Origin of the sequence: Streptomyces sp. RPT161, assembly GCF_027533845.1 — a bacterium.
GTDB classification, from domain to species: domain Bacteria; phylum Actinomycetota; class Actinomycetes; order Streptomycetales; family Streptomycetaceae; genus Streptantibioticus_A; species Streptantibioticus_A silvisoli_A.
In genome coordinates this window covers 214,623-241,299 of record NZ_JAPZVN010000009.1, presented here as the reverse complement: position 1 = coordinate 241,299, position 26,677 = coordinate 214,623, and the positions used below count along the sequence as shown (strand labels likewise).

Annotated in this window: 26 protein-coding genes and 1 riboswitch; of the genes, 14 read left to right on the top strand and 12 right to left on the bottom strand. The window is 72.1% G+C overall.

Annotated features, from left to right (window positions below; genetic code table 11):
• Positions 1-50: 50 nt before the first annotated feature.
• Together O5O46_RS20075 and O5O46_RS20070 are read left to right on the top strand one after the other, a co-directional pair.
• Entirely contained in the window at positions 51-1,265 is a 1,215-nt protein-coding gene (locus O5O46_RS20075; RefSeq protein ID WP_269856884.1) for an alpha-hydroxy acid oxidase, read from the top strand.
• 363 nt (positions 1,266-1,628) lie between these two features.
• Positions 1,629-1,844 carry a hypothetical protein gene (locus tag O5O46_RS20070; RefSeq protein WP_269856883.1) on the top strand — a complete coding sequence of 72 codons (216 nt, stop codon included), beginning with the start codon at positions 1,629-1,631 and terminating at the stop codon, positions 1,842-1,844.
• Between the two features lies 1 nt (position 1,845).
• Here the strand turns inward: O5O46_RS20070 and O5O46_RS20065 are convergent, their stop codons facing one another.
• Positions 1,846-2,211, bottom strand: a complete 366-nt coding sequence (locus tag O5O46_RS20065; RefSeq protein WP_269856882.1) for an arsenate reductase family protein — start codon at positions 2,209-2,211, stop codon at positions 1,846-1,848.
• Between the two features lie 86 nt (positions 2,212-2,297).
• Here O5O46_RS20065 and O5O46_RS20060 point away from each other — a divergent pair, with 86 nt between their 5' ends.
• Together O5O46_RS20060 and O5O46_RS20055 are read left to right on the top strand one after the other, a co-directional pair.
• A complete protein-coding gene (locus O5O46_RS20060) occupies positions 2,298-2,609 on the top strand; it encodes an ArsR/SmtB family transcription factor (protein WP_269856881.1) in 312 nt (103 codons plus the stop codon).
• Positions 2,606-3,022 carry an SRPBCC family protein gene (locus O5O46_RS20055; protein WP_269856880.1) on the top strand — a complete coding sequence of 139 codons (417 nt, stop codon included), beginning with the start codon at positions 2,606-2,608 and terminating at the stop codon, positions 3,020-3,022. The genes O5O46_RS20060 and O5O46_RS20055 overlap by 4 nt, the downstream gene beginning before the upstream one ends.
• On the opposite strand, the gene O5O46_RS20050 is transcribed toward O5O46_RS20055, so the two are convergent.
• The 3 genes from O5O46_RS20050 to O5O46_RS20040 form a co-directional block, all read right to left on the bottom strand.
• Positions 3,019-3,684 carry a nucleotidyltransferase domain-containing protein gene (locus O5O46_RS20050; RefSeq protein ID WP_269856879.1) on the bottom strand — a complete coding sequence of 222 codons (666 nt, stop codon included), beginning with the start codon at positions 3,682-3,684 and terminating at the stop codon, positions 3,019-3,021. The two genes, O5O46_RS20055 and O5O46_RS20050, sit on opposite strands and share 4 nt — an antisense overlap.
• Positions 3,685-3,787: 103 nt before the next feature.
• Entirely contained in the window at positions 3,788-4,330 is a 543-nt protein-coding gene (locus O5O46_RS20045) for a cupin domain-containing protein (protein ID WP_269856878.1), read from the bottom strand.
• A gap of 41 nt (positions 4,331-4,371) precedes the next feature.
• Positions 4,372-5,583 carry a cytochrome P450 gene (locus O5O46_RS20040; protein WP_269856877.1) on the bottom strand — a complete coding sequence of 404 codons (1,212 nt, stop codon included), beginning with the start codon at positions 5,581-5,583 and terminating at the stop codon, positions 4,372-4,374.
• A gap of 466 nt (positions 5,584-6,049) precedes the next feature.
• Here O5O46_RS20040 and accD point away from each other — a divergent pair, with 466 nt between their 5' ends.
• From accD to O5O46_RS20025, 3 genes are all read left to right on the top strand, one after another.
• The gene (gene accD, locus O5O46_RS20035; protein ID WP_269856876.1) at positions 6,050-7,750 is read left to right on the top strand and encodes an acetyl-CoA carboxylase, carboxyltransferase subunit beta; all 1,701 of its coding nucleotides are present in this window, start codon (positions 6,050-6,052) and stop codon (positions 7,748-7,750) included.
• 19 nt (positions 7,751-7,769) lie between these two features.
• Positions 7,770-8,336, top strand: coding sequence for an acetyl-CoA carboxylase biotin carboxyl carrier protein (gene accB, locus O5O46_RS20030; protein WP_269856875.1), 567 nt, complete (start codon positions 7,770-7,772; stop codon positions 8,334-8,336).
• 81 nt (positions 8,337-8,417) lie between these two features.
• The gene (locus O5O46_RS20025) at positions 8,418-9,797 is read left to right on the top strand and encodes an acetyl-CoA carboxylase biotin carboxylase subunit (RefSeq protein WP_269856874.1); all 1,380 of its coding nucleotides are present in this window, start codon (positions 8,418-8,420) and stop codon (positions 9,795-9,797) included.
• A gap of 75 nt (positions 9,798-9,872) precedes the next feature.
• On the opposite strand, the gene O5O46_RS20020 is transcribed toward O5O46_RS20025, so the two are convergent.
• Positions 9,873-10,295 carry a hypothetical protein gene (locus tag O5O46_RS20020; protein ID WP_269856873.1) on the bottom strand — a complete coding sequence of 141 codons (423 nt, stop codon included), beginning with the start codon at positions 10,293-10,295 and terminating at the stop codon, positions 9,873-9,875.
• A gap of 173 nt (positions 10,296-10,468) precedes the next feature.
• On the opposite strand from O5O46_RS20020, the gene lpdA reads away from it, so the two are divergent.
• Positions 10,469-11,869, top strand: coding sequence for a dihydrolipoyl dehydrogenase (lpdA, locus tag O5O46_RS20015; RefSeq protein ID WP_269856872.1), 1,401 nt, complete (start codon positions 10,469-10,471; stop codon positions 11,867-11,869).
• A gap of 19 nt (positions 11,870-11,888) precedes the next feature.
• On the opposite strand, the gene O5O46_RS20010 is transcribed toward lpdA, so the two are convergent.
• Positions 11,889-12,182 carry a dsRBD fold-containing protein gene (locus O5O46_RS20010; RefSeq protein ID WP_269856871.1) on the bottom strand — a complete coding sequence of 98 codons (294 nt, stop codon included), beginning with the start codon at positions 12,180-12,182 and terminating at the stop codon, positions 11,889-11,891.
• A 189-nt stretch (positions 12,183-12,371) separates the two neighbouring features.
• Here O5O46_RS20010 and O5O46_RS20005 point away from each other — a divergent pair, with 189 nt between their 5' ends.
• Together O5O46_RS20005 and O5O46_RS20000 are read left to right on the top strand one after the other, a co-directional pair.
• The gene (locus O5O46_RS20005; RefSeq protein WP_269856870.1) at positions 12,372-13,253 is read left to right on the top strand and encodes a hypothetical protein; all 882 of its coding nucleotides are present in this window, start codon (positions 12,372-12,374) and stop codon (positions 13,251-13,253) included.
• A gap of 38 nt (positions 13,254-13,291) precedes the next feature.
• Positions 13,292-13,834: an RNA 2'-phosphotransferase gene (locus tag O5O46_RS20000; protein ID WP_269856869.1), complete on the top strand. Its 543-nt coding sequence runs from the start codon at positions 13,292-13,294 to the stop codon at positions 13,832-13,834.
• A 36-nt stretch (positions 13,835-13,870) separates the two neighbouring features.
• On the opposite strand, the gene O5O46_RS19995 is transcribed toward O5O46_RS20000, so the two are convergent.
• From O5O46_RS19995 to cobN, 4 genes are all read right to left on the bottom strand, one after another.
• Positions 13,871-14,479, bottom strand: a complete 609-nt coding sequence (locus O5O46_RS19995; RefSeq protein WP_269856868.1) for a sigma-70 family RNA polymerase sigma factor — start codon at positions 14,477-14,479, stop codon at positions 13,871-13,873.
• A gap of 216 nt (positions 14,480-14,695) precedes the next feature.
• Complete coding sequence (locus O5O46_RS19990) at positions 14,696-15,487, bottom strand: PE-PGRS family protein (protein WP_269856867.1); 792 nt, start codon at positions 15,485-15,487, stop codon at positions 14,696-14,698.
• A 66-nt stretch (positions 15,488-15,553) separates the two neighbouring features.
• Positions 15,554-16,363, bottom strand: a complete 810-nt coding sequence (locus O5O46_RS19985; RefSeq protein WP_269856866.1) for an ABC transporter substrate-binding protein — start codon at positions 16,361-16,363, stop codon at positions 15,554-15,556.
• Positions 16,364-16,481: 118 nt separating this feature from the next.
• Entirely contained in the window at positions 16,482-20,096 is a 3,615-nt protein-coding gene (gene cobN / locus O5O46_RS19980; protein ID WP_269856865.1) for a cobaltochelatase subunit CobN, read from the bottom strand.
• 32 nt (positions 20,097-20,128) lie between these two features.
• Positions 20,129-20,283: riboswitch (cobalamin riboswitch) on the bottom strand.
• Positions 20,284-20,367: 84 nt separating this feature from the next.
• Here cobN and O5O46_RS19975 point away from each other — a divergent pair.
• The 3 genes from O5O46_RS19975 to O5O46_RS19965 are packed head-to-tail and all read left to right on the top strand — an operon-like array spanning position 20,368 to position 23,779.
• On the top strand, positions 20,368-21,642 hold the full coding sequence (locus tag O5O46_RS19975) for a cobalamin biosynthesis protein CobG (RefSeq protein ID WP_269856864.1): 1,275 nt from the start codon (positions 20,368-20,370) through the stop codon (positions 21,640-21,642).
• Positions 21,639-22,265, top strand: coding sequence for a precorrin-8X methylmutase (locus O5O46_RS19970; RefSeq protein ID WP_269856863.1), 627 nt, complete (start codon positions 21,639-21,641; stop codon positions 22,263-22,265). Before O5O46_RS19975 ends, O5O46_RS19970 begins: the two co-directional genes overlap by 4 nt.
• On the top strand, positions 22,262-23,779 hold the full coding sequence (locus tag O5O46_RS19965; protein ID WP_443072573.1) for a precorrin-2 C(20)-methyltransferase: 1,518 nt from the start codon (positions 22,262-22,264) through the stop codon (positions 23,777-23,779). The genes O5O46_RS19970 and O5O46_RS19965 overlap by 4 nt, the downstream gene beginning before the upstream one ends.
• A 183-nt stretch (positions 23,780-23,962) precedes the next feature.
• Here O5O46_RS19965 and O5O46_RS19960 read toward each other — a convergent pair whose 3' ends face one another.
• Entirely contained in the window at positions 23,963-24,712 is a 750-nt protein-coding gene (locus tag O5O46_RS19960; protein ID WP_269856862.1) for a cobalt-precorrin-6A reductase, read from the bottom strand.
• A gap of 11 nt (positions 24,713-24,723) precedes the next feature.
• On the opposite strand from O5O46_RS19960, the gene O5O46_RS19955 reads away from it, so the two are divergent.
• Positions 24,724-25,857, top strand: a complete 1,134-nt coding sequence (locus O5O46_RS19955; RefSeq protein ID WP_269856861.1) for a cobalt-precorrin-5B (C(1))-methyltransferase — start codon at positions 24,724-24,726, stop codon at positions 25,855-25,857.
• Here the strand turns inward: O5O46_RS19955 and cobM are convergent.
• A complete protein-coding gene (gene cobM / locus O5O46_RS19950; protein WP_269856860.1) occupies positions 25,848-26,609 on the bottom strand; it encodes a precorrin-4 C(11)-methyltransferase in 762 nt (253 codons plus the stop codon). The two genes, O5O46_RS19955 and cobM, sit on opposite strands and share 10 nt — an antisense overlap.
• Between the last annotated feature and the right edge of the window lie 68 nt (positions 26,610-26,677).

Below are 26,677 nucleotides of genomic sequence, written 5' to 3'. Positions count from 1 at the left end.
GCCGCAGTGGTCACAATGCCCACCTGCGATCAACTCACCGGAGGTGCGCGTTGCCCAGCCGCCGACTGCCGACCTGGTCCGAGCTGCGTCCGCTGCTGCGACCGCGGCCCCTTGCGCTGGATCCCACCGAGCGCCGTCTGTCCCGGGCGCACACCATCGCCGACCTGCGCGCCGTGGCCCGCCGCCGTACGCCCCGGGCGGTCTTCGACTTCGCTGACGGCGCGGCCGAGCGGGAGATCAGCTTGCGGCGCACCAAGCGGTCCTTCGCTCGGGTGGAGTTCCATCCCGGGGTGCTGCGCGATGTGTCCACCGTGGACCTGTCCCGCCGGATACTGGGGCGGCGCGCCGACCTGCCGATCGTGTTCGCGCCGACCGGTTTCACGCGGATGATGCACCACGAGGGCGAGCGGGCCGTGGTGCGCGTCGCACAGCGTTCCGGGGTGCCTTTCACGCTGTCCACCATGGGCACCACCTCCATCGAGGAGGTCGCGGCGGCCGGACCGGCCGCGCGCAGGTGGTTCCAGCTGTATGTGTGGAAGGACCGGGCCGCGGGCGACGAGCTGGTAAGGCGGGCCCAGGAGTGCGGCTACGACACGCTGGTGCTCACCGTCGACACCCCGGTCGCGGGCGCCCGGCTGCGTGACGCGCGCAACGGGCTGAGCGTGCCGCCCGCGCTGAGCGCGCGCACCGTGCTGGACGCCGCCACCCATCCGCACTGGTGGTTCAACCTGCTGACCACCGAGCCGCTCACCTTCGCGTCGCTGACCTCCTCGGGGGGCACCATCGCCGACCTGGTGAACCGGATCTTCGATCCGTCCGTCACCTTCGACGACGTGCGCCGACTGCGCGAGTCCTGGTCCGGCAATCTGGTGGTCAAGGGGATCCAGAGCGTGGCGGACGCCCGGCGGGTGGTCGATCTCGGCGCCGACGCGATCGTGGTGTCCAACCACGGCGGACGCCAACTCGACCGCGCGCCCGTTCCGTTGGAGCTGCTGCCGGAGGTCGTGGCCGCGGTGGGGGACCGCGCCGAGGTCCTCCTGGACTCCGGCATCCTCAGCGGCGGCGACATCGCGGCCGCGCTGGCCCGCGGCGCCACCGCCTGCCTGATCGGCCGGGCGTTCCTGTACGGGCTGATGGCAGGCGGTGAACGCGGAGTGGACCGGGCCGTGGAGATCCTGCGCGGCGAGCTGACCAGAACCCTGCAGCTACTGGGCGTCACCGCCGTCGACCGGTTGGAGCCCGGACACGTCACCCTGCGAAACTGACCTCACACATCGGCACGTACACGCGGCGTCGATCGAGCGCAGCACGCAGATCGAGATCGAACTCGCCGCCACACCCGCGTGAGGAACTGAGCGGCGTGCTGGGCGGGTTGGGAATGCCTCCGCTGCCCCCGCTGCCCCCGGCTGCCGTCCCGGGGCAACTTCGTCCGGCTGCCACTCGGCGACGCGGCGGAGCGCTTAGCCGAAACCGCGGCGGCCGGGGGCCAGGGTCCGCGCCCACCCCGGCTTCGGGGTGCGGTTCTCGATCGGCGAACGCGAGGCGCACGAGCGACTGCTGGGGGCGCGCGAGTCCGAGGCGTAGGTACGGCACGGTTGATCGTCGGCGCTGGGAAGGTGGGGGACCTCATGGCCGAACTGCCGTACCCGCGCGAGCTGTTCGGGCACTTCGTCCGTACCCAGTGCCGTGGCCGTTCCCCGCTGTACACCGTCCTCGGCGAGGGCATCGCCGAGGACGAGGTGCTGGCGCTGGCCGACCCCTACCTGTCCTGGCTGGCTCCGGCCCGCCGCAACGGCGACGACTTCGGCTGGGCCGCCGCCGCGGGGCCGCACCGCACGGGCTGACCTACCCGCGGCGCGCCAGCGCGTCGCGTACCGCCTCGTCGCTGCGCGCCACCGACGCGGTGCCGTCGTCCGCCGTGATGATGGGGCGCTGGATGAGCCGGGGATGGGCGGCCAGCGCCTCGATCCAGCGGTCCCGCTCAGCGGGCTGGCGTGGCCAGTCCTTCAGGCCCAGCTCCTTGGCGTCCGGCTCCTGGGCGCGGGTGATGTCCCAGGGCTCCAGGCCCAGCCTGCCCAGTACCTCCCGCAGCTCCTGGGCGGTCGGCGGCTCCTCCAGATAGCGGCGCACGGTGTAGTCGGCCCCCTCCTCGTCCAGCAGCTTCACCGCGGAGCGGCACTTGGAGCAGGCGGGGTTGATCCAGATTTCCATGCGCACACCCTAGACGCCTGGCCCCGGCGGCCCGACGCGTCGGAAATCTTTGACGCGTCGGGATTCTCCGACATATGGTTGCGGCCGTGCCAACAGACGTCTTCAGCGCACTGTCCAATCCGGTGCGCCGCAAGCTGCTCGAATCACTGCGCGAGGGACCGCGCGCGGTCAACGACCTGGCCGGCCAGTTCGCGCTGAGCCGACCCGCGGTGTCCGAGCACCTCCAGGTGCTGCGCCATGCCCACCTCGTACGGGAGGAACCGAGGGGCCGCCAGCGGTACTACCACCTCGTGGCCGAGCCCCTCGCGGAGGTGCACGACTGGCTGCACCCCTTTGAGCACTACTGGCGCGAACGCATGCGCTCGCTGCGCGACCTACTCGACGAGGAGAACCCATGAGGGACCCCGCTGTCATCCACTGCGACCAGTTCCTGGCCCATCCGCCCGCGGTCGTGTGGCGGGCCCTGACCGATCCGCAATGGCACGCCCGCTGGTGGGCGGCGGGCGACGTCAAGCCCGTCGTCGGCCACCGCTTCACCCTGGACATGGGCAACTGGGGGGTGCAGCCGTGCGAGGTAATCGCGGTCGAGCCCGAGCGGCTGCTCCGCTACAGCTTCGCCGAGGGCTCGCTGGACACCACGATCACCTGGCGGCTGCAACCCGAGGGCGACGGCACCCGCCTCTTCCTCGAACACGCCGGGTTCGACCTCAACTCCCCGATGGGCAAGCAGGCGTTCAACGGAATGGGCCACGGCTGGCCCGGCGTGCTGCGCGGCATCGGCCCGGCGCTGGACGGCCTGACCGGCGCCTAACGCCGTGGGTAGAGCGCGGCGCGGACCTTGTGCAGCCACGCTTCGGCGGCGGGTTCGTCCGGGGCGGCGGGCAGCGCGCCGGGGCGGGCGAAGTGGTCCTCGGCGCGGGACAGCAGCGGCACGGCGTGCTCCGGTTCGGCGGCGATGCGCTCACCCAGGGCCCGGACCCGGCCGGGATCGGCGAGCCTGATGGTCAGCTCTCCCGTGCTGTGCAGCTGCGCGCCCTGTTCCAGCAGCCGCACGAGGTGGCGGGCGTGCTTCTCCGAGCGCCGGCGGTTGTCCGCGTCCTTCCGGGCCCGCAGCTTTCTGAACTGCTGGGCGGCGTAACCGAGATAGGAGTCGCGCACCGCCTTCGCCGACAGGAACGCCTTGCGCAGACCGACGAGTTCGTCTCCGAGCGAGGTCCGCACCTCGTACAGTTCGTCCGGCAGCCAGACCAACTCGGTCACCGTCGGATTGCCGCTCAGAGCGAGGCGGCAGTACTTCGCCGCCTCGTGCAACGTCCGGTCGGGCTCGGTGGTGACATGGGACTCCACCGGGCGGCGCAGACCGTGGAACGCCTCGGTGGGCGCGGCGAAGACACCGAGCCGGTCGATGTCGGAGCCCTCGTGGGCAAGGCCGTACGCGGTGGAACCGACGGTGCCGGACAACAGGACGTGCATGGTGCTCCGTTGAGGGTCGATGACGGGCAGGAGGAGTAAGACGGCCCGGGCGCCTGAACGGTTGCGCCGCGGGCCGCACTTCCTGCCCCACCCTCTCCGAAGCTCAACCGTGCCGGGTCCGCAGCGGCGTCAGCTGGTGGATGTCGTAGGTGGCGCGCAGTTCCGCGATGGCCGCCATGTCCGGTGGACCGTCGCACGACAGGATCTCCAGCAGTTCCTCGAAGTAGCGTTCGTGCGCGGGCGGCGGCGAGGCCTGGAACAGCATCCGGGCCTCCTTGTCCGTCGGATTGGCGAACGCGTGCGGGCACCCCGGCGGCACATGGGCCACCGTTCCCGGGGTGGCCCGCACCGGCCGCATGCCGGATGCGGACTCCCAGGTCCGCCAGCTGTCCCGGGTGCGCACCTTGGGCTCGAAGGCCAGCAGATCAAGCTCGCCTTCGACCACGTAGAACAACTCCTCGCTCTTGGCGTGCACATGGGCACCCACGTCGAACCCCGGGGGAATGACGACCTCGAACAGCGAGCCAGCCATGCTGCGTTCACCGGTGACCTTGAAGGTGACCTCCTGCGCGGTCGTCACCAGCGTCCGGCCCTCGCCCGGCGGCACCACCAACCCCTCCAACGCGTTCAGTGTGAGCGTGCTCATCGTGTCCTCACTTCACTTCAGCGGGTCGCGGGACGGAAACCTCACCAGGTCACCGGAAGCGCCTGTGGGCCGCGGATCAGCTCACCGCGCCGCCACCGGATCTCTTCCGGGGGGACCGCGAGCCGCAGACCGGGCAAGCGGTCCAGCAGCGCGCGGAGCATCACCTCGGACTCCATCCGGGCCAGCGACGCCCCCACGCAGTAGTGCGGGCCGTTGCCGAACGCCAGGTGCGGATTGAAGTCGCGGTCGAAGTCGAGCGTGTGCGGGTCGGCGAACCGCTCCGGGTCCCGGTTGGCCGCCAGGTACGAGGCGTACACCGGCTCACCGCGGCGGATCGTCACCCTGCCGTGTTGGATGTCCTCGGTCGCCACCCGGGCCATGCCCACCGCGTTGCGGTGCGGGATGAAGCGCAGCAGTTCCTCGATGGCCTGCGGCAGCAACTCCGGCTCACCGCGCAGCCGGGCGTGCTGCTCCGGATGGGTGAGCAGCAGGTAGACCATGTTGGCGCTGTTGAACCGCACCGAGTTCATCCCGCTGATCTGCATCAGCACGGCGAAGGCGACCAGTTCCCCGCGGCTCAGCTCGCCCTCGCGCTCGGCCTTCGCCATATGGCTGAGCAGGTCGTCCCTGGGGGACTCACGCCGCTTGGTGGCCAGGGCGTCGAAGTACTCGCCGATCTCCTTCTTGGCCCGTTCACTGATGTCCCGCCCGATGCCCGCGGAGATCACCTCGCGGGTCCAGTCGGCCATCTTCGGCCAGTCCTCCTCGGGCACGCCCATCAGCTCGCTCATTCCGGCGAGCGAGAAGGGCGTGTTCAGGTGCTCCATCAGATCGGCGGGCGGCCCGGAGCGCTCCATCCCGTCCAGCAGCCGGTTCGCGATCTCCTCGGCGCGCGGGCGCAGTTGGGCGATGCGCCGGGTGGTGAACACCTTCGACACCGTCTTGCGCAGCCTGGTGTGCTCCGGTGGATCGGCGAACCCCACCGCGTCGTCCAGTGGGATGAAGTGCGGGGCCAACCGGGTGACGTCCCGTCCGACCAGGGCCTGCCTGCTCAGCCGGGGATCGCAGGTGGCGAACTTGACGTCCTCGTACTTCGCCGCCAGCCAGGCCTCTCCCTCGCCGTGCGGCAGCCGGACCCGGCCCAGCGTGTCCTGCGCCAGCGCCTGCTCCATGAACGGGTCGAAGTCGAGGCCCGGCACATCCTCCACGTTCCAGAAGCGTGCTGCGGGCGGGTCCGTCGGCTGGCTGCTCATGGGATGCCTCCGGGCTGGCGGCGCGGACTGGTGTGCTGGTCCGCCTGGTCGCGGGGGTGCTTCGCGGCGTCCGCGATGGACACCCGAAGGGCGTGTCAGGAAGGGGGGTGGATACGTCGACACGGTGCGGCCCCGGCCGGGCCAGGGGAAACGCCGCCCCTGGCACCGTTTCAGGCGCCATATCTCCCGTCACACTACGGCAGGTTGCCGGGTGCCGCATGCGCACAACCGTGCGACGTGCTCCGGTGGGACACGCCCGGGGTACTCCGGTTGCCGCACACCGGGGCCCGACGCATCATGATCGATGACAACGATATCCAGGACAGCGGTCGTGGTGGGCCGAGCCCCCCGTACCGGGAGTGGCACGGCGCACGCTCGCTCGCCAAGCCGATCGGCGACGTCCCAGGTCGCCGATCGCGTCCGCCGGCCCGCGGATCGACCGCGGGCCGCAACCCCGGAGATCGCGATGCTCCCTACCGAACCGAAAGCCACCACCACCCAACAACCCCCGGCCCCCACGGGAGTTGACTGGACGAGCTGCGGCCAGTGCCGAACCATCCTGTACGGCCGCCGCTTCGCCCGTTCGGCCAACACCTGCCCGGACTGCGGCTGGCACGCGCCGCTGACCGCCGCCGAGCGCCTGGAGTGGCTGCTGGGCCGGGAAGACGCTCGCTGCGTACGGCCGGGGCGTACCACGGACGACCCGCTGGGCTTCACCGACTCAAAGCCCTACGCGCAGCGCCTGGAACAGGCCAGGGAACAGATCGGCATCCCCTCGGCCGTACTCGTCGGGCAGGGCCGGATCGACGGCTGCCCGGTAGTGGTGGCGGCGATGGACTTCCGGTTCATGGGCGGCAGCATGGGCAGCGCCGAGGGCGAGGCGATCACCGCGGCGGCCGAACACGCACTGGAACACCGGATTCCGCTGGTTCTGGTCACTGCCTCCGGCGGGGCGCGGATGCAGGAGGGCGTGTACTCCCTGCTCCAGATGGCCAAGACCGCGCAGGCACTCGCCGCCCTGGACGAGGCCGGGATCCTGACCGTCAGCCTGATCACCGACCCCACCTACGGCGGTGTCGCGGCATCCTTCGCCACGCTCACCGACATCGTGATCGCCGAACCGGGCGCCAGGCTCGGCTTCGCCGGGCCACGGGTGATCGAGCAGACCATCCGCCAGAAGCTGCCGGACGGCTTTCAGACCGCGGAGTTCCTGCTCGCCCACGGCCTTGTCGACGCCGTGGTGCCCCGCTCACGGCAGCGCGAGGTGCTGGCAACCCTGCTGCGTTCGTACAGTGGTCGTGGCGGCGAGATCCCGGCGGTGGATGGCGAGCCGCTGATCGTCACCGATCCCGCGCGACTGACCCGGCGCGAGGCATGGGACGTCGTTCAGATGGCCCGGAACATCGATCGGCCCACCACCCGGGACTACCTCAGCCACATCCTGGACGGCGACGGCTTCTTCGAACTGCACGGCGACCGGCTGAGCGGCGACTCCCGGGCGATCATCTGCGGCCTCGGAACCCTCGACGGCCGACCCGTCGCCATCGTCGGCAACCAGAAGGGCCACAGCACGAAGGAGTTGGCCGACCACTCCTTCGGCATGGCCACACCGGACGGCTACCGCAAGGCCGCCCGGGTGATGCGGCTCGCCGCCAAACTCGGGCTTCCGGTGCTGGCGTTGATCGACACCCCGGGCGCCCATCCCGGCATCGAGGCCGAGGAGAACGGCCAGGCGGTGGCGATCGCCGAGAACCTGCGGCTGATGGCCTCGCTGCCGGTGCCGCTGGTCGCGGTGGTCACCGGCGAGGGCGGCAGCGGCGGAGCGCTCGCCCTCTCGGTCGCCGACCGGGTGCTGATCTGCGAGAACGCCCTCTACTCGGTGATCAGCCCGGAAGGCTGCGCGGCGATCCTGTGGCACGACCGCGGAGCCGCCCCGGCCGCCGCGGAGGCGCTGCGCCTCGACGCCCGGTCACTGATGGAACACCAGCTCGTGGACGGAGTGGTACCGGAGCCGGAAGGTGGCGCCCACACCGACCACGCACAGGCCGCCGACCTACTGCGGCGGGCCGTCTCACACTGCCTGGACGAACTGTCGGGCAAGGGCGGCGAACAACTCATCCGGGACCGCAGGCAGCGGTTCCGGGGCATCGGAGCCCCAGCCGGATGATCTCTGAGGAAGGATGGTCATGACAGATTCCGTGCCACGGCTCGAAGCACGCCACAGCGGCCACGACGGGTTGGGCAAGGCTGGCTACGGCCCGGAGGGGCTGGCCAGGAACGGCCCCGCCCATTCGGTCGAGCGGCTGGCGGAGACCGCGTCCCGGCTGGCCACGATGGTGCAAGCCCCTTTGAGGCGGGTCCGTATCCAGTACGGCGAGGCGCTGGTGGAGCTGGAGTGGCCGCAGGACCGCCCCGCGCCCAGCGAGGCCCTCGCGGCGCCCGCCCGCCCAACGGCCGCGGCGGAGGAACCGGCCGCGCCCGGCGAAACCGGCGGCGATCAGCACCACCACGTCACCGCGCCGATGGTCGGCAACTTCTACCACGCCCCGGAACCCGGTGCACCGCCCTTCGTCAGCGTCGGTGACCTGGTGGAACAGGGGCAGGACATCGGCATCGTGGAGGCCATGAAGCTGATGAACCCCGTCCAGGCCGAACGCTCCGGCCGGGTGGTCGCCGTGCTGGTAGACGACGGCCAACCGGTGGAGTACGGCCAGCCCCTGATCGCGCTGGAACCGGTCGACGAGTCCGAGTGACGCCCGCCGCACCGACGTGACGGACGCGGCTACCAAGCACACGGCACGACAAGGCGGCCCGCCGCCTGCGGAGGGAGCACCATGTTCAGGACCGTATTGATCGCCAACCGTGGTGAGATAGCCGTGCGGGTGGTGCGTGCCTGCCGGGAGTTGGGCATCCGCAGCGTGGTGGTGCACTCCACCGCGGACCGCGAGTCCGAGGCGCTGCGGCTGGCCGACGACGCCGTACAGATCGGCCCGGCCCCGGCGCGCCGAAGCTACCTCAACCCGGCGGCGGTGATGTCCGCCGCCCTGCGGGTGGGCGCCGACGCGATCCACCCCGGGTACGGGTTCCTCTCCGAGGACCCGGACTTCGCGGAGATCTGCACGGCGTACGGGGTGACCTTCATCGGGCCGCCGGCCGGGCTGATGCGGCAGTTGGGGGACAAGGCGGAGGCGCGCCGCATGATGGCGCGCGCCGGACTGCCGACCCTGCCCGGCAGCGACGGCGCGGTGCTGGACGAGGCCACCGCCCAACGGGTCGCGGAGGACATCGGGTTCCCGCTGATCATCAAGGCGGTGGCCGGGGGCGGCGGCCGGGGCATGACCGTCGTCCATGACCCCGACGACCTGGTCCCCGCGTACCGCAAGACGCATGCTGACGCGGTGGCGCTGTTCGGCGACGGACGGGTCTATCTGGAGCGGTACATAGCGACCGCACGCCATGTCGAGGTGCAGGTCATCGCCGACGGCCGGAGCAACGCGATCCATCTGGGCGAGCGCGACTGCTCGGTGCAACGGCGCCACCAGAAGCTGCTGGAGGAGACCCCGGCACCCAACCTGCCCGCCGAACTCACCGAGCGCATGAACGAGATGGCGGTGCAGGGTGTACGCGCACTCGGCTACACCGGCGCCGGGACCTTCGAGTTCCTGGTGGACGACGACGGCCGCTTCACCTTCATGGAGATCAACTGCCGTATACAGGTGGAGCATCCGGTCACCGAGCAGGTCACCGGCATCGATCTGGTGCAGGAGCAGATCAAGGTGGCCGCGGGGCTTCCGCTCTCGCTCACCCAGCAGGACGTGAGCCGCAACGGCGCCGCCATCGAGTGCCGGGTCAACACCGAGGATCCCGAGCGCGACTTCGCGCCCACCGCCGGTACGTTGACCGACTACCGCCCGCCAGGTGGTCCGTTCACCAGGGTGGACTCGCATGCCTTCACCGGCTGGCGGGTGCCCGCCGACTACGACTCGCTGCTGGCGAAGGTCGTCGTCTGGGCCCCCGACCGGGAGCGGGCGCTGGTGCGGATGGACCGGGCGCTCGGCGAGATGGTGGTCGACGGCCCGGGGGTGTGCACCACCTCCGAGTTCCTGCGCAAGGTGCTGGCGGACAGCAGCTTCCGGGAGGGCAGCCACACGACCTCGATCGTGTCCCAGATGGCTGCCGCCGAGCGAGGCCGCTCCGCTCTGGAGTGCGGCTAGGAGCCTTTCCCTCCTCCCGGCGGCGGCCCCCGGAAGGCCGACCGCCGAGCGAGGGGCGCAGCGCTCTGAGTACGGCTAGGGAGAACTCCGGGAGCTGGACCCTGGGCGTCTGCGGTGCTGGAGGGCGTCCACGGCGGTGACGCCGAGCGCGCCCAACAGACTGACGTTGGTCAAGAACGCGTTGCGGTGGGCGGCGCGCCGGCCCTCGTCGTCCTCGGTCCAGAACGGGTGGACGGCCGCCGTGGCACCGGTCAGGCAGATACCGAGGACGACGGTGGCCGCCACCGGGGCCGCCCCGGTGGCCAACGCCACCGCCCCCGCGAGCATCGCCGACGCGGTCGCGTTGGTGGCCATCCGCCCACGTGGCACCCCCAGACGTTCCACGGCCTGCGGTAGGTGCCCGGGGTTGCGCAGCGCGCTGATCCCGCCCACGAGGAAGCTGCTGGCGAGCAGTGAGCGGCTGGTCCAACGGCAGGCGACGGCGGCACGTTGACGCATCACGTGATCCTCCCAACACGTGCTGTGTACTCGATACCCGTTCAGCATCACCACCCGGCGGCCGTGCGTCGCGCTGGACTACGCCAACAGACCGACGCCCGACGGCGCGTGATCGTCCGCACAACGTCGTGTGGCGGTGTCTGCGCGGGCGGCGCGCGGCCTATCGTGGCGTCATGAGTGGACACTTCGACGTCGTCGTACTGGGTGCCGGTCCCGGCGGATACACCGCGGCGGTTCGCTGCGCCCAGCTCGGGCTCACCGTGGCAGTGGTGGAGGAGCGCTACTGGGGCGGGGTCTGCCTCAACGTGGGGTGCATCCCCTCGAAGGCGCTGCTGCGCAACGCCGAGTTGGCCCACCTCTTCACCCAGGAGGCCAAGACCTTCGGCATCCGGGTGGACGGCAAGGTCAGCTTCGACTACGGCGAGGCGTACGCCCGTAGCCGACGGGTGGCGGACGGACGGGTCAAGGGCGTCCACTACCTGATGAAGAAGAACGACATCACCGAGTACACCGGCACCGGTACGTTCACCGACGCCAACACACTGAGCGTCAGGACCGCGGACGGCGCCACCCACACCGTCGGTTTCGACCACTGCATCATCGCCTCAGGCGCGACCACCAAGCTGCTGCCCGGCACCTCGCTCAGCGAGCGCGTGGTGACGTACGAGGAGCAGATCCTCAGCGCCGAACTGCCGCGCAGCATCGTCATCGCGGGCGCCGGTGCCATCGGCGTGGAGTTCGCGTACGTACTGCACAACTACGGGGTGCAGGTGACGCTGGTGGAGTTCCTGGACCGGGTCGTGCCGCTGGAGGACGAGGAGGTCTCGGCCGAACTCGCCCGCCGCTACCGCAAGTTGGGTGTGAACGTGCTCACCTCGACCCGGGTCGAGTCGATCGACGACTCGGGGGAGCGGGTGCTGGTGCACGTCTCCACCGGCGGCCAGCGCCAGGTGCTGGAGACCGACAAGGTGCTGCAGGCGATCGGGTTCCAGCCGCGGGTCACCGGCTACGGCCTGGAGAACACCGGTGTGCGGCTGACCGAGCGCGGCGCCATCGACGTGGACGGCCGCTGCCGCACCAGCGTGCCGCACATCTTCGCCATCGGCGATGTCACCGCCAACCTGATGCTGGCGCACGCCGCCGAGGCGATGGGCATCGTCGCCGCGGAGACCATCGCGGACGCGGAGACGATGGAACTCGACTACGTGATGATTCCGCGCGCCACCTACTGCCAGCCGCAGATCGCCAGCTTCGGCTGGACCGAGGCGCAGGCCCGGGAGCGCGGCTTCGACGTCCAGGTGCAGAAGTTCCCCTTCACCGCGAACGGCAAGGCCCACGGCCTGGGCGACCCGGCCGGATTCGTCAAGATCCTCAGCGACGCACGCCACGGCGAACTGCTCGGCGCCCATCTGATCGGCCCCGAAGTCACCGAGCTGCTCCCCGAGTTGACCCTGGCCCAGCAGTGGGATCTGACCGTCCACGAGGTGGCCCGCAATGTGCACGCCCACCCGACCCTGGGCGAGGCCGTGAAGGAGGCGGTGCACGGGCTGGCCGGTCACATGATCAACATGTAGCGGGCGCCCGGGAGCCGGATCACTGCCACAGCCTGGCCGGGGCGGGTTCGGTCTCCCGGGGCTCCATGTCCTCGTTCTCGTCTATCTCCTGCGCCGCCTCGCGCAGCAGCTTGCGGGACAGGTCGGCGAGTGCCCGCCCCGCCGCCAGTTCGTCGCCGATCTCGTGCACCTGCGGGTCCCGTGGGTTCTTGCGGGCCTCACCGTCGCCGGTGAACTGGGCGGTCGTGGTGTCCAGGGTCGCCCTGGCCCTGGTGGTGTCGCCCTCTTCGACGACGTACACGTGGGTGCTCCACTCCGTCTCGTGGCGTGTCATGGCTCCGGCCTCCTGGCCCCCCTCGTGGTGTCGCTGGTGTCAGAGAAATCCCTTCGATACCGATCATTCCCCTCGGCGTGCCCGCGCGGAAGTGGACGATACGGGTGGACTGCGCGATGCTCGCATTAGGTGCGACAGTCGTCACTGTGGGCAGTGGTCGGGTATCGCCCGGGAACGAGAGGCGCGGTGATGAGGACCGAAGGAGGCACTCCGGGCCGGGTCGACGTGGGGTTGCCGGTCCAGCTGGTCGTCGGTCTGGTGCTGGTGGCCGGGTGCTGGGCGCTGTTCTGGACGGTGGTCAACGCCTGGACCGAGATCTTCTTCTTCGGCCTGTGGCTGGGCTACGCCCTCACCGTCGACGGCGTGGTCAGACTGCGCACCGGTACCTCGATCCTGACCCGGAGCGCCGCACAGTTCTGCTTGCTGTTCGGCTACTCGGTGCCGTTCTGGTGGATGCACGAGTGGTTCAACACCGCCCTGCACAACTGGTACTACGTCGAGCCCATCCCGCACAGCGAGCCGGTGCGCGTCCTGCTGTACTCGCTCTGCTTCAGCACCGCGCTGCCCGCCCTGTTCGAGTCCGCCGAACTGCTGCGCTCCACACGGTTGGTGGACCGCCCCGGCCGCTGGCGGCCGCTGAGGCGCACTCCCGCACTGCTCTACGGTGTCAGCGTGTTCGGCGTGCTGCTGCTCACCGCGGTGCTGGTCTTCCCCCGGCAGTTGTTCTTCCTGATCTGGCTGTGCCCGCTGCTCGTCCTGGACCCGGTCAACACCCGGCTGGGCTTTCCCAGCCTGTGGGGCCAACTCGCCCGAGGCCGCTGGCAGCCGCTGCTGGCGCTGGCCCTCGGCGGCCTGATGTGCGGGTTCTTCTGGGAGATGTGGAACTACTGGACGGTGGGGGCGCACTGGGTCTACCGGCTCCCGGCGTTCCTGTCCCACGTCCACCTGTTCCGGATGCCGATGCCCGGCTACCTCGGCTACGTGCCGTTCGCCTGGTCCGCCTACGCCTACTACCAGACCCTCCGCGGCCTGCTGACGCCCGCCTCGGTCGATCCCCTCGGCCTGGAGTGACGCACGGTGGCGGGGCCCGGGGATATCGTCGGAACACGATGGACGACAGACGAACCGTACGCATCTCGAAGTACCTGGCGAAGCACCTACGGCACCAACCGGAACGGATCGGGATCACGCTCGACCCGAACGGCTGGGTGGGCATCGACACGCTGATCACCGCGGCCACCGCCCATGGATTCCCGTTCACTCGCCAGGAGTTGGAGCACGTCGTCGCGTCCAACGACAAGCGGCGCTACGCCATCGACGGCGACCGGATCCGGGCCAACCAGGGCCACACCGTCGAGGTCGACCTCGCACTGCCGGTCGTGCAGCCGCCCGCGTACCTCTACCACGGCACGGTCGGTCGGTACGTCGCCGCGATCCGAGCCGAGGGGCTGCTGCCGATGGGCCGCCACGCGGTGCACCTGTCGGCGGACCGTGAGACGGCGACCCGGGTCGGCGCCCGGCGCGGCAAGCCGGTGGTGCTGTCGGTCGACGCGGGCGCGATGCACCGCGCCGGATTCGAGTTCCGGCGCAGCGCCAACGGGGTGTGGCTGGTCGACCACGTCCCGGCGGAGTTCCTCCGCATCCCGGGGTAGGGCGTGCCCCCGCCGCGACGGCGGGCACGCCCCGCGCTAGGCCGCGGTGACCGCGCCGTGCTCGGCGGCCGTGAGCCAGGCGGCCAGATCCTGGCGGGCACGGGCCACCCGCGACCGCACCGTGCCCACCGGGCAGCCGACCACCGCCGCCGCGTCCGCGTACGGCAGGCCGACCAGCTGGGTGAGCACGAACGCCTCCCGACGGACCGCGTCGAGCCCCTCCAGCAGTTCGTGCAGCGCGACCCCCTCATCGAATCCCGGCAGGCAACACGGCTGCGCCCGTTCCGCCGCGGCCTGCCAGTCCGCGGCGTCGACGGTACGGGGGCGGGCGGCGGCCGAACGGTAGCGGTCGATGACCACCCGCCGGGCGATCGACAGCAGCCAGGTGCGGGCACACGACCGCCCGGCGAACCTCGGCAGGCTGGTCAACGCCCGTAGATAGGTCTCCTGGGTCAGATCGTCCGCACCGTGCACATCGCCGCTGAGGTGGGCGACGAACCGCCAGACGTCCCGATGGGTGGCCCGTACGAAGCGTTCCACCGCTTCGAGGTCGCCACCCCGCGCGGCCAGCGCCCAACCGGTCACCTGTTCGTCGTCCGTGGCGGTCCGCGCTCGGCGGGCCGGTTCGATCTGGGCAGGAATCATCGCAAAGTGTCCTTCGGTGACGACGGGGCCGGACCAGGGCAATGGCGCGTCCCCGTTGGAACACGGCACTCCTGGCACGCCGTTACCGAGGGGCGCGCACGAGGACCGCGGGGGCAAGAGCCGACGCACACACCACGTCGCCGTCAGGGCGCGTGGGCACGCCGGTACTCCGCCCGTCACCGATCACCGCGCCGAGGCGGTACCGGGACGAGCGGTTCAGCCGCGGAGCTGAAGCCCCGGCGGACCCCGCCGGGAGACGGCGTACCGCAACAGCACCCCGCTCGGACACCGCTCGGGTGCCATGGCCGTCGCGCCGCGCGCGGGCCGAGGGCCGCCGTTCCAACCCAGCGTGGTCAGAACCAGCAGCAGCGGGGTGAACAGGACCGCCGCGAGACCGCGGCCGATCCGGAACGCGGCGGTCTCACCGCGCCACAACCACAGACCGCACACCACCGCGGCCAACAGGTGGGCCAGGAACATAGCCAGCGCCCCATGGCCGGAGTGCGCCATCGGCATCTGACCCATGGCACCGGAGGCGGCGCGCATGTGCCCCATGTCCATGCCCGACATGTCCATTCCGGGCATGGACCGCATGGCGGCGGGCGGCGGCTGGTGGGCGACGGCCGAGCTGAGCCCGGCCCGCCGCAGTAGCTCCACGGCCGCCGTCTGCGACAGTTGGGCGCGCGACGTTCCCGTCGCGTCGCACAACAGGCGGGCCGCCCACTGCCGTTCGACCGAACCGCCCGTGTCCGTGGACGCCTGTGCCAGGCTGAACAGCGAGTGCAGCCCGAGCTGTGCCACCACCGTGGCACCGGTGACCACCAGCGCTCCGCACTCCCGGGCGGCCAGACACCAGGCCGCCGCGCTGGTTCCGCAGAAGGCGGCCAGGAGCGCCCACCAGGGCACGGTGTCCGAGGACATCAGCGCGTGGCCCAGGGCCGTGGTGACCACGCAGACGGCCGCGAACATCGCGGCGCGGACGGCGCGTGCCACAGGCCCGGTGGTCATGTCCGACATCGTGCCATCCCGGCCCCGCGCCCCGGCAGGGTGGGGAGCGCATCCGGGCCCGTTCGGTCAGGAGCCCGCGAACGCCTTCGCCATCTGGTCCGCGGCGTTGCGGTAGACGGCGGTCAAGTCCAGGTCCTGCCCGGGGTAGTTGACGATGTCCAACTGCCTGGCGCCGGAGCCGGGCAGCACCGTTCCGGTGGACATGTTCTCGTTGTCCAGCACGAACTGCGGCTTCCTGGCGGACAACTGGGCGAGCTGGGCGGGGGTGACCTGGTTGGGGCCGTAGCTGCCCACCAGGCGCGCCCCGGCGAGCTTCGCCGCCCAGGTGGTGTACGTCTGGGTGACGACCACCGGGGGCTTGCCGCCGGGCCAGGCCGCCCTCACCTGCTGGGCCCACGACTTCCAGTGCGCGTCGAAGTCGGTGTTCCACCTCTGCGCGTCCCGCTGGGTGCCGAACAGCCCGCCCAGCTTGGTGACATCGGCCGAGGTCGTGGCGGGATCGTTGTCCAGGTTGAGTTCGACCAGCTTCGCCTTGGAGCCCGCGGCATCCTTGATCCGCGCCGCGAACGGCTCGAACGAGGCGTACAGCACGTAGTCGGCCCCGGCGACCGCCGCCAGGTCGGACGGCTTGAGGTCGTAGTCCGGCGCGTGGCGGATCGACGCTGGCACGATGTACTTGATGTCGCTGGCCCCGGCCGCCCTGGCCAGCGCCGCCTCCCAGGTGGTGGTGGCCACCACGGTGGGACCGCCCTTCGACGGCGCGGCCGTACCGGAGGACGACGACGTGGCGGTACCCGAACCACCGCAGCCGGTCAGCGCGAGCAGCCCCGCGCTCAACGCGGCGAGGGATCGGACGAGGGCGCGGGCAGCGGACATGCGGTGGTTCTCCGTTCAGGCCATGGTCAGGCGAGCGTCCGGCCGGTCACCGCCGGGGTGACCGGCCGCGCTCCACTGCCCAGTAGTCGGCCCGAAGTGGCACCGGGTTCCCGGGATTTCAGTTCTCGCCACCCTCCAGGTCGCCCTCGGTCTCCAGGAACGCCTGCCGCAGCGCCTCCAGCACCGCCGGATCGGGCTTGGCCCACATGCCGCGGCTCTCGGCCTCCAGCAGCCGCTCCGCCATGCCATGCAGCGCCCAGGGGTTGGCCTCCTGGAGGAACGCCCGGTTCTCCGGGTCGAGCACATAGGTCTGGGCGAGCTTGTCGTACATCCAGTCGGCGACCACGCCGGTGGTGGCGTCGTAGCCGAACAGGTAGTCCACGGTGGCGGCCAGTTCGAAGGCCCCCTTGTAGCCGTGGCGGCGCATCGCCTCGATCCACCGGGGGTTGACCACCCGGGCCCGGAACACCCGGGAGGTCTCCTCCAGCAGTGACCGGGTGCGCACCGTCTCCGGCCGGGTGCTGTCCCCGATGTACGCCTCGGGGGCCTTGCCCGTCAGCGCCCGTACGGTGGCGACCATGCCGCCGTGGTACTGGAAGTAGTCGTCGGAGTCGGCGATGTCGTGCTCGCGTGTGTCGGTGTTCTTGGCGGCCACCGCGATACGGCGGTAGGCGGTCTCCATCTCCTCACGGGCCGCCCGGCCGTCCAGGCCGCGGCCGTAGGCGTAGCCGCCCCAGGCGGTGTAGACCTCGGCGAGGTCGGCGTCGGTGCGCCAGTCGCGGCTGTCGATGAGCTGGAGCAGCCCGGCGCCGTAAGTGCCCGGCCGCGAGCCGAAGATACGGACCGTGGCCCGGCGTTCGTCACCGTGCGCCGCGAGGTCGGCACGGGCGTGCGCCCGCAGGAAGTTGGCCTCGTCGGGCTCGTCCAGCCCGGCGACCAGCCGTACCGCGTCGTCCAGCAGCGCCACCACATGCGGGAACGCGTCACGGAAGAACCCGCTGATGCGCAGCGTCACATCGATGCGCGGACGCCCCAACTGCTCCCGCGGCACCGCCTCGACACCGGTGACCCGACGCGAGGCGTCGTCCCACACCGGCCGCACCCCGAGCAGCGCCAGCGCCTCGGCGACGTCGTCGCCCGCGGTGCGCATAGCGCTGGTGCCCCACAGCGACAGGCCGACGGAGCGCGGCCAGTCGCCGTTGTCCGTGCGGTAGCGCTCCAACAGCGAGTCGGCGAGCGCCTGTCCGGTCTCCCAGGCGAGGCGGCTGGGCACCGCCTTGGGGTCGACGGAGTAGAAGTTGCGGCCGGTCGGCAGCACGTTGACCAGTCCGCGCAGCGGGGAGCCGGACGGACCCGCGGGCACGAAGCCGCCGTTCAGCGCGTGCACGGCCGCCTCGATCTCGTCGCCGGTACGGGCCAGCCGGGGTACCACCTGGCGGGCCGCGAAGTCCAGCACCCGGCGCACGTCCTCGGGCAGCCCGGCGCACACCTCGGACACCGCCTCCGGGGCCCAGTCGGCGTCCTCCATGGCCTGCACCAGCGCACGGGCGCGGGCCTCGGCGTCGTCGGCACCGGCCCGCGTGGCCGCCGACTCGTCCAGGCCCAGCGCCTCGCGCAGGCCGGGCAGCGCGGTGGTACCGCCCCAGATCTGCCGGGCGCGCAGAATGGCCAGCACCAGGTTGACCCGCTCGGCACCGGTCGGACCCTGGCCGAGTACGTGCAGTCCGTCGCGGATCTGGGCGTCCTTGATCTCGCACAGCCAGCCGTCGACGTGCAGCAGGAAGTCGTCGAACTCGGCGTCGTGCGGGCGGTCTTCGAGCCCCAGGTCATGGTCGAGCTTGGCGGCCTGGATCAGCGTCCAGATCTGCGCGCGGATGGCCGGGAGCTTGGCCGGGTCCATCGAGGCGATGGAGGCGTGCTCGTCGAGGAGCTGTTCCAGCCGGGCGATGTCCCCGTAGGAGTCGGCGCGGGCCATCGGCGGCACCAGGTGGTCCACCAGCGTGGCGTGCACCCGGCGCTTGGCCTGGGTGCCCTCACCGGGGTCGTTGACCAGGAACGGGTAGACCAGCGGCAGGTCGCCGAGCGCCGCGTCCGGCGCGCACGCGGCGGACAGCCCCGCGTTCTTGCCCGGCAGCCACTCCAGGTTGCCGTGCTTGCCGAGGTGGACCATCGCGTCGGCGCCGAAGCCGCCGTCCTCGCGGGCGGCGGAGATCCAGCGGTAGGCCGCCAGGTAGTGGTGCGACGGCGGCAGATCGGGGTCGTGGTAGATCGCGATCGGGTTCTCGCCGAAGCCGCGCGGCGGCTGGATGAGCACGAGCAGGTTGCCCGCGCGCAGCGCGGCCAGCACGATCTCGCCCTGCGGGTCGCGGCTGGTGTCCACGAACAGCGCACCGGGCGGCGGACCCCAGTGCTCCTCCACCCGCTCACGTAGTTCGGCGGGCAGACGTCCGTACCAGCGGCGGTAGTCGGCGGCCGGGATGCGGATCGGGTTGCGGGCCAACTGCTCGTCGGTGAGCCACTCCTGGTCGTGGCCGCCCGCCTCGATCAGCGCCCGGATCAGGTCGTCGCCGACACCGGAGGCCAGTCCGGGCAGCGCGTCGGGACCGTCCTGCGGGCCGAGGTCCCAGCCCTCCTCGCGCAGCCGCCGCAGCAGGGCGACAGCGCTGGCCGGGGTGTCGAGGCCGACCGCGTTGCCGATCCGCGAGTGCTTGGTGGGGTACGCGGACAGCACCAGCGCCAGCCGCTTGTCAGCGGCCGGCACGTGCCGCAGCCGGGCGTGCCGCACGGCGATCCCGGCGACCCGTGCGGCGCGCTCCGCATCGGCCACGTAGACCGGCAGGCCGTCGGCGTCGATCTCCTTGAACGAGAACGGCACGGTGATCAGCCGCCCGTCGAACTCCGGTACCGCGACCTGGGTCGCCGCGTCCAGCGGGGACAGGCCCTCGTCGTTCTCCTCCCAGGCGGTGCGCGACCCGGTCAGGCACAGCGCCTGGAGGATCGGCACGTCCAACGCGGCCAGCGCGCCCGCGTCCCACGCCTCCTCGTCGCCCCCGGCGGAGGCGTCTGCCGGGCGGGTGCCGCCCGCGGCGAGCACGGTGGTGACGATGGCGTCCGCCGTGCCGAGCGCCTCCAAGAGCCCCGGTTCCGGGGCGCGCAGCGAGGCGACGTACAACGGCATCGCCCGGCCGCCCGCGTCCTCGATCGCCGAGCACAGCGCCGACACGAATCCGGTGTTGCCGCTCATGTGGTGCGCCCGGTAGTACAGCACCGCGACCACCGGAGCGTCCGCTCCGGCGCGCTCCTCGCGCTCCAACGGCCCCCAGGCGGGCGCCGGTTGGGGCGCGGCGAAACCGTGCCCGGTCAGCAGCACGGTGTCGGACAGGAAGCGGGCGAGCTGGGCGAGGTTCCCCGGGCCACCGTGCGCCAGGTAGGCGTGCGCCTCGGTGGCGATGCCTATCGGCACCGTGGAGGAGGCCATCAGCTGGGCGTCCGGGGTCTGTTCACCGGTGAGCACCACCACCGGGCGCGGCCCGGACAGCAGCAGGTCGAGCCCGTCCTGCCAGGCGCGGATCCCACCGAGCAGCCGCACCACCACCAGGTCGGCGCCCTCCAGCAGCGCGGGCAGTTCGTCCAGGTCGAGCCGCGCCGGGTTAGCCCAGCGGTACGGCACCGGACCGTCCGCCGCGCGGGCGCTGAGCAGGTCGGTGTCGGACGTCGACAACAGCAGGATCACGTCGGCATGCCTTCCTCGGGGTCCGCGCCCCGGGCTGGTGTAGGACGGCGGGGAGTTCCTGGCTTCCGTGGCACGCGACGCTGTTGCGTCATCGCGACACGGTGACAGTGGCGGGACCGCACCGGAATCGCACCGGTTTCCTCCCAGTTGCCGTCACGGGCAAGGACGCGCCGTGCTGGAACGTCCGCGAGCATAGTAAGGCTTGCGACAGTCGCCCATGTCCTACATGCTGAGACCCGCCGCCGCCCTGCCAACGACCCTCGGAGCCGCCGTGACCAGCCCCTTCGGCGCGCCCCCGGTCGGCCGCGGGCGCGACGACGCCTGCCCCGGCGCGCTGCGCCTGCACCCGGCGGACGACGGTGCGCTGGCCCGCGTACGGCTGCCCGGCGGGCTGTTGACCGCCGCTCAGGCCGAGGCGCTGGGCCGGCTGTCCGAGGAACTGGGTGACGGACATCTCGATCTGACCTCGCGGGGCAACGTCCAACTGCGCGGCCTGCGTTCGGACGCGGGCGGCGAACTGGCCGACCGGCTGGGCGCGGCGGGCCTGCTGCCGTCGATCCGGCACGAGCGGGTGCGCAACATCGTCGCCTCACCGCTGGCGGGGGTGGACGGCTGTGGACACGCCGACGTGCAGGCGTGGACGCGGGAGTTGGACCGCCTGCTGTGCGTGAGCGACGCCGCGACCGGGTTGTCGGGCCGGTTCCTTTTCGCCCTTGATGACGGCCGGGGCGATGTGGCGGCGCTCGGCGGCGATGTGACGTTGATCGCGCTGCCGGACCGCCGGGCGGTGCTCCACGTGGGACCGGTCGCACCCGGCAGCGGGATCGCGATGCCCGCCGAGGACGGTCCGCGCCAGGCGCTGCGGGCGGCCGAGGAGTTCCTGGCAGTGCTGCGCGACGGCGGCCAACGCGCCTGGCGGGTAAGGGAGGTGGACCCGGACGGCAGCCTCATCCGGGCTCGGCTCGGTGCGTCCACCCCGGCTGAGACGGTCGACTTCGGCCCCCCGCCCGGGTTCGGGGTCGTACACGACAGCGACGGTACGGTGGCCGGTCTGTCGTTGGGGCTGCGGTTCGGCCGGGCGTCCGCTCCGCAGTGGCGGCTGCTGGCCGAGGCGGCGGCGCGCGGCAGCGGTGAGCTGCGGCTGACGCCCTGGCGCGGCGTGGTGCTGCCCGGCGCGTCGGCGGCCGAGGTGCCAATCCTGGCCGAGGCGGGGCTCATCGCCGACTCCGGCTCGCCCTGGCACGGCGCCAGCGCCTGCACCGGACTGCCCGGCTGCGCCAAGTCGCTGGCCGACGTGCGCCGTGACGCGGCGGAGGCCCTGGCGGCCCAACGGCCGTCGACGGCAAAGCTGTTGCCCGTGCACTGGTCCGGGTGCGCACGGCGCTGCGGGCACCCCGGCGGCGACCGTTGGGTCGACGTACTGGCCACCGCGGACGGATACCAGGTCAGCGTGGCCGGAACCGATCGGGCAGACTTGCCCGGCAGCCAGCAGATGTCGGCCGCCGTGGCGGCGGCCCGCAGCACACCCCAGACGAGGACCACGTGATCGAGTACGAGAAGGACGGCCCGGCGATCTACCGCCAGTCCTTTGCCACCATCCGCGCCGAGGCGGATCTGAGCGGACTGCCCGACGACGTGGCCCAGGTCGCGGTCCGCATGATCCACGCCTGCGGCATGGTCGACCTGGTACGTGATCTCGGCTACAGCCAGAACGCCGTACGCGATGCCCGCGCCGCGCTGCGGTCGGGCGCCCCGATCCTGTGCGACGTGGCGATGGTGGCCAGCGGGGTGACCCGCAAGCGGCTGCCCGCCGACAACGAGGTGGTGTGCACCCTGTCCGACCCCTCGGTGCCCGGTCTGGCCGCCGAGTTGGGCACCACCCGCTCGGCCGCCGCCATGGAACTGTGGCGGGACCGGCTGGACGGCGCGGTGGTGGCGGTGGGCAACGCGCCCACGTCGCTGTTCCGGCTGCTGGAGATGGTCGAGGCGGGCTGCCCGCGCCCGGCCGCCGTGATCGGCGTTCCGGTCGGTTTCGTCGGCGCCGCCGAGTCCAAGCAGGCACTGGCCGAACATCCGTCGGGCCTTGAGCACTTGGTGGTACGCGGACGGCGCGGCGGGAGCGCGATCGCCGCCGCCGCGATCAACGCGATAGCGAGCGAGGAAGAGTGAACACGCAAGCCGCACAGCCGGTCGGCCGCCTCTACGGCGTCGGCCTCGGCCCCGGTGATCCGTCCCTGATGACCGTACGGGCGGTCGAGGTCATCGCGGGCGCCGACGTCATCGCGTACCACAGCGCCCGGCACGGCCGTAGCATCGCCCGCTCCATCGCCGAACGCCATCTGCGCCCCGAGCACATCGAGGAGCCGCTGGTCTACCCGGTCACCACGGAGACCACCGACCACCCCGGCGGCTACCGGGGTGCGATGGAGGAGTTCTACGCCGAGGCCGCCGCCCGGCTGGCCGTGCACCTGGACGCCGGACGCTCGGTCGCGGTACTGGCCGAGGGCGACCCGATGTTCTACGGCTCGTACATGCACATGCACAAGCGGCTCGCCGACCGCTACCCGACCGAGGTGGTGCCCGGCGTCACCTCGGTGAGCGCCGCCGCGGCCCGCCTGGGGCGGCCGCTGGTGGAGGGCGAGGAGGTGCTGACCGTACTGCCGGGCACCCTCCCGGAGGACGAACTGGCCGCCCGGCTGGCCAGCGCCGACTCCGCGGCGGTGATGAAGCTCGGCCGCACCTTCCCGGCGGTGCGGGGCGCACTGGAGCGGGCGGGTCGGCTGGCCGACGCCCACTACGTGGAGCGCGCCACGATGGGCGGCGAGCGGATCGCACCGCTCGCCGACGTCGACCCCGAGTCGGTGCCGTACTTCTCGATGGCAGTACTGCCCAGCCGGGTTGACACCCGGCCGACGACCGATGAGCGCGCCAAGGGAGAGGTCACCGTCGTCGGGCTCGGCCCGGCCGGTCCCATGTGGCTTACCCCGCAGGCCCGTTCGGCGCTCGCCGCGGCCGAGGACCTGGTCGGCTACACCACCTACATGGACCGCGTACCGCGCCGGCCCGGCCAGCGGCGGCACGCCAGCGACAACCGTGTGGAGGCCGAACGCGCCGAGTTCGCCCTGGACCTGGCCCGGCGCGGACGCAGGGTCGCGGTGGTCTCCTCCGGCGACCCGGGCGTGTTCGCCATGGCCACCGCGGTGCTGGAGGCGGCGTCCGCCGATCCGTACCTGGACGTGCGGGTACGGGTGGTGCCCGGGGTGACGGCCGCGCAGTCCGCCGCCGCGCTGGCCGGTGCGCCGCTCGGCCATGACTACGCCGTGGTCTCGCTCTCCGACCGGCTCAAGCCCTGGCGGATCATCGAGGAGCGGCTGCGCGCCGCCTCGGCCGGCGACCTGGTGCTGGCGCTGTACAACCCGGCGTCCCACAGCCGCAGGACACAGTTGGAGAGCGCGCTGAAGGTACTGCTGGAGACCCGCGCGCCGGAAACCCCGGTGGTGGTCGCCCGGGACGTCGGCGGTCCGGAACAGGCGGTGCGGTTCCACACGCTGGACACCCTCGACCCCGCGACGGTCGACATGCGCTGCATCCTGCTCGTCGGCTCCTCGCAGACCCGAACGGTGCGCCGCGGCGACGGCACCACGGTGGTGTGGACGCCGCGCGACTACCCCTCCGAGGGGTAGCCCCGGGTTTCCGGGTGCGGGAGGTTCGGCACCGCCGCTCCGGTTCCTCGTGGTCGCTCGCCGTCGCGGCGGGGTGTCGGGGCTCGTCCCCGGCTGTTCGTTCCGCCGCGACGGCGAGCAACCACGGGGCGGGAGTTCGGCGGTGCCGCACCCCGCTGAGCCGTACAAGGCCCGCCGAGGGTGCTACCCCAGGGAGCCAAGCCAGGCGACCGCCCCAGCCACGTCCGGGGCGACGGGCACGCCGTCGGGGACGGGGGGCCGACGCACGACAACGACCGGCACGTCCGCTTCGCGGGCGGCCGTGAGTTTGGCGGACGTCGCAGGGCCGCCGCTGTCCTTGGTCACCAGCACCTCGATACGATGGCGCCGGATCAGCTCGGACTCGCCCTCGACGGTGAACGGCCCCCGGTCCAGCAGGACTTCCATCCGTGCCGGACAGGGCGGCTCGGGAGCGTCGACCGAGCGGACCAGGAACCACAGTTCGTCCAGCCCGGCGAAGGCCGCCAGTCCCATCCGGCCGGTGGTGAGGAAGACCCGCCGCCCCAGCGACGGCAGCAGGTCCGCCGCCTCGGCCAGCGAGCCGACCTCGTGCCAGCGGTCGCCGGGACCGGACACCCACCCGGGACGGCGCAGGGCGAGCAGGGGAGTATGGGCGAGGGCGGCCGCCTCGGCCGCATTGAAACTGATCTTCTCGGCGAAGGGATGAGTGGCGTCGATGAGCGCGTCAACCCGGTGTTCGCGCAGCCACTGCGCCAGGCCCTGGACGCCGCCGAAGCCGCCGATGCGCACCTGCCCGGCGGGCAGCCTCGGCTGGGCCACCCGCCCGGCCAGCGAACTGGTGACCAGCAGCCCGGGGTCGGCGGCCAGCTCGGCGGCGAGCCGTCGGGCCTCCGTGGTACCGCCGAGGATCAGCACATGCCGCCGGGCGCTCATCGGACCGTCCGGTGGCTGAGGGTACGAAGCCGAAGGGCGGCCGGTCGGCACAGCTGGAGCGCACCGGGCTGCGGCACGGCTGGACCACGGGCGCCTGCGCCACGGCGGCCACCACGGCCGCGTACACCGCGCTGCTGACCGGGCAGTTCCCCGACCCGGTGACCATCACCCTGCCTAAGGGGCAGCGGCCGGCCTTCGCCCTGGCCGCCGAGGAGTTGGCGGACGGGCGGGCGATGGCCGCCGTGGTCAAGGACGCCGGGGACGACCCGGACGTCACTCACGGGGCGCTGGTCAGGGCCACGGTTCGGCACGGCGGCCCCGGCACCGGCGTGGTCTTCCGGGCCGGTCCCGGCGTCGGCACGGTGACCCGGCCGGGACTGCCGCTGCCGGTCGGCGAACCCGCGATCAACCCGGTGCCCCGCCAGATGATGCGCGAGCACATCGCCGAGGTCGCCCGGGCGCACGGTGGAACGGCGGACGTCGAGGTCGAGGTCTCGGTGGACGGCGGCGAGGAGATCGCCCGATCCACCTGGAACCCCCGGCTGGGCATTCTCGGCGGGCTGTCCATCCTGGGCACGACCGGGATCGTCGTGCCGTACTCCTGCTCCGCGTGGATCGACAGCATCCGGCGCGGCGTGGACGTCGCCCGCGCCGCCGGGCGGACCCATGTGGCCGGATGCACCGGGTCGACCTCCGAGAAGGTCGCGGTCGCGGTGCACGGCCTGCCGGAGGACGCGCTGCTGGACATGGGCGACTTCGCCGGCGCGGTGCTGAAGTACCTGCGGCGCCATCCCGTGCCGCGGCTGACCATCGCCGGTGGCTTCGCGAAGCTGTCCAAGCTGGCCGCTGGCCATCTCGACCTGCACTCCTCTCGTTCCCAGGTGGACAAGGGCTTCCTCGCCGAGCTGGCCCGCCACGGCGGCGCCGACGATGAGCTGGCCGCCGCCGTGGCGGGCGCCAACACCGGCCTGGAAGCGGTCCAGTTGTGCGCCGCGCGGGGCGTGCCGCTGGGCGACCTGGTGGCCGCCGCCGCCAGGACCACCGCCCTCGGCGTGCTGCGGGAGGCCCCGGTCGCGGTCGACGTCATCTGCGTCGACCGCGCCGGAACCATAGTCGGCCGGGTGGAACCCGCCGCCTACGGCTGATCGCAGGCGCCGTGCCGCTCGCGCTCGGCCGAGTACAGATGGCTGTCGCGGAACTGCTCGGCGCCGAGCGTACGGCCCACCAGGATCACCGCGGTGCGCACGATGCCCGCCGCCTTGACCTGTTCGGCGATGTCGCCGAGCGTGCCGCGCAGTACCAGCTCGTCCGGTCGGCTGGCCATCGCCACCACGGCCGCCGGGCAGTCGGCCCCGTAGTGCGGCAGCAACTCCGTCACGACCCGGTCGACGTACCGGGCGGCCAGGTGCAGTACGAGCAGTGCGCCACTGCGGCCGAGCGTCGCGAGGTCCTCGCCGTCCGGCATCGGCGTGGCGCGGTGCGCCAGCCGGGTCAGGATCACCGTCTGCCCGACCGTGGGAACGGTCAACTCCCGTTTCAGCGCGGCCGCCGCCGCCGCGAAGGACGGCACACCGGGCACCACCTCGTACGGCACGCCCGCCGCGTCGAGACGGCGCATCTGCTCGGCGACCGCGCTGAACACCGAGGGGTCGCCGGAGTGCAGCCGCGCCACGTCGTGCCCCTGCTCATGGGCTCGTACCAGTTCCGCGGTGATCTGGTCCAGGTTGAGCTGGGCGGTGTCGACCAGCCGGGCGTCGGCCGGGCACTCGGCGAGCAGTTCGCGCGGCACCAGGCTGCCCGCGTACAGGCAGACCCCGCAGCGGGCCAGCGTGCGCTGGCCGCGCACGGTGATCAGGTCGGCGGCGCCCGGCCCGGCGCCGATGAAGTAGACCGTCAATGTTTCTCTCCTCGGGCCACGCGGACGCGGCCGATGATGGGCGGCACCGAACTCTACTGAGCCGGGAC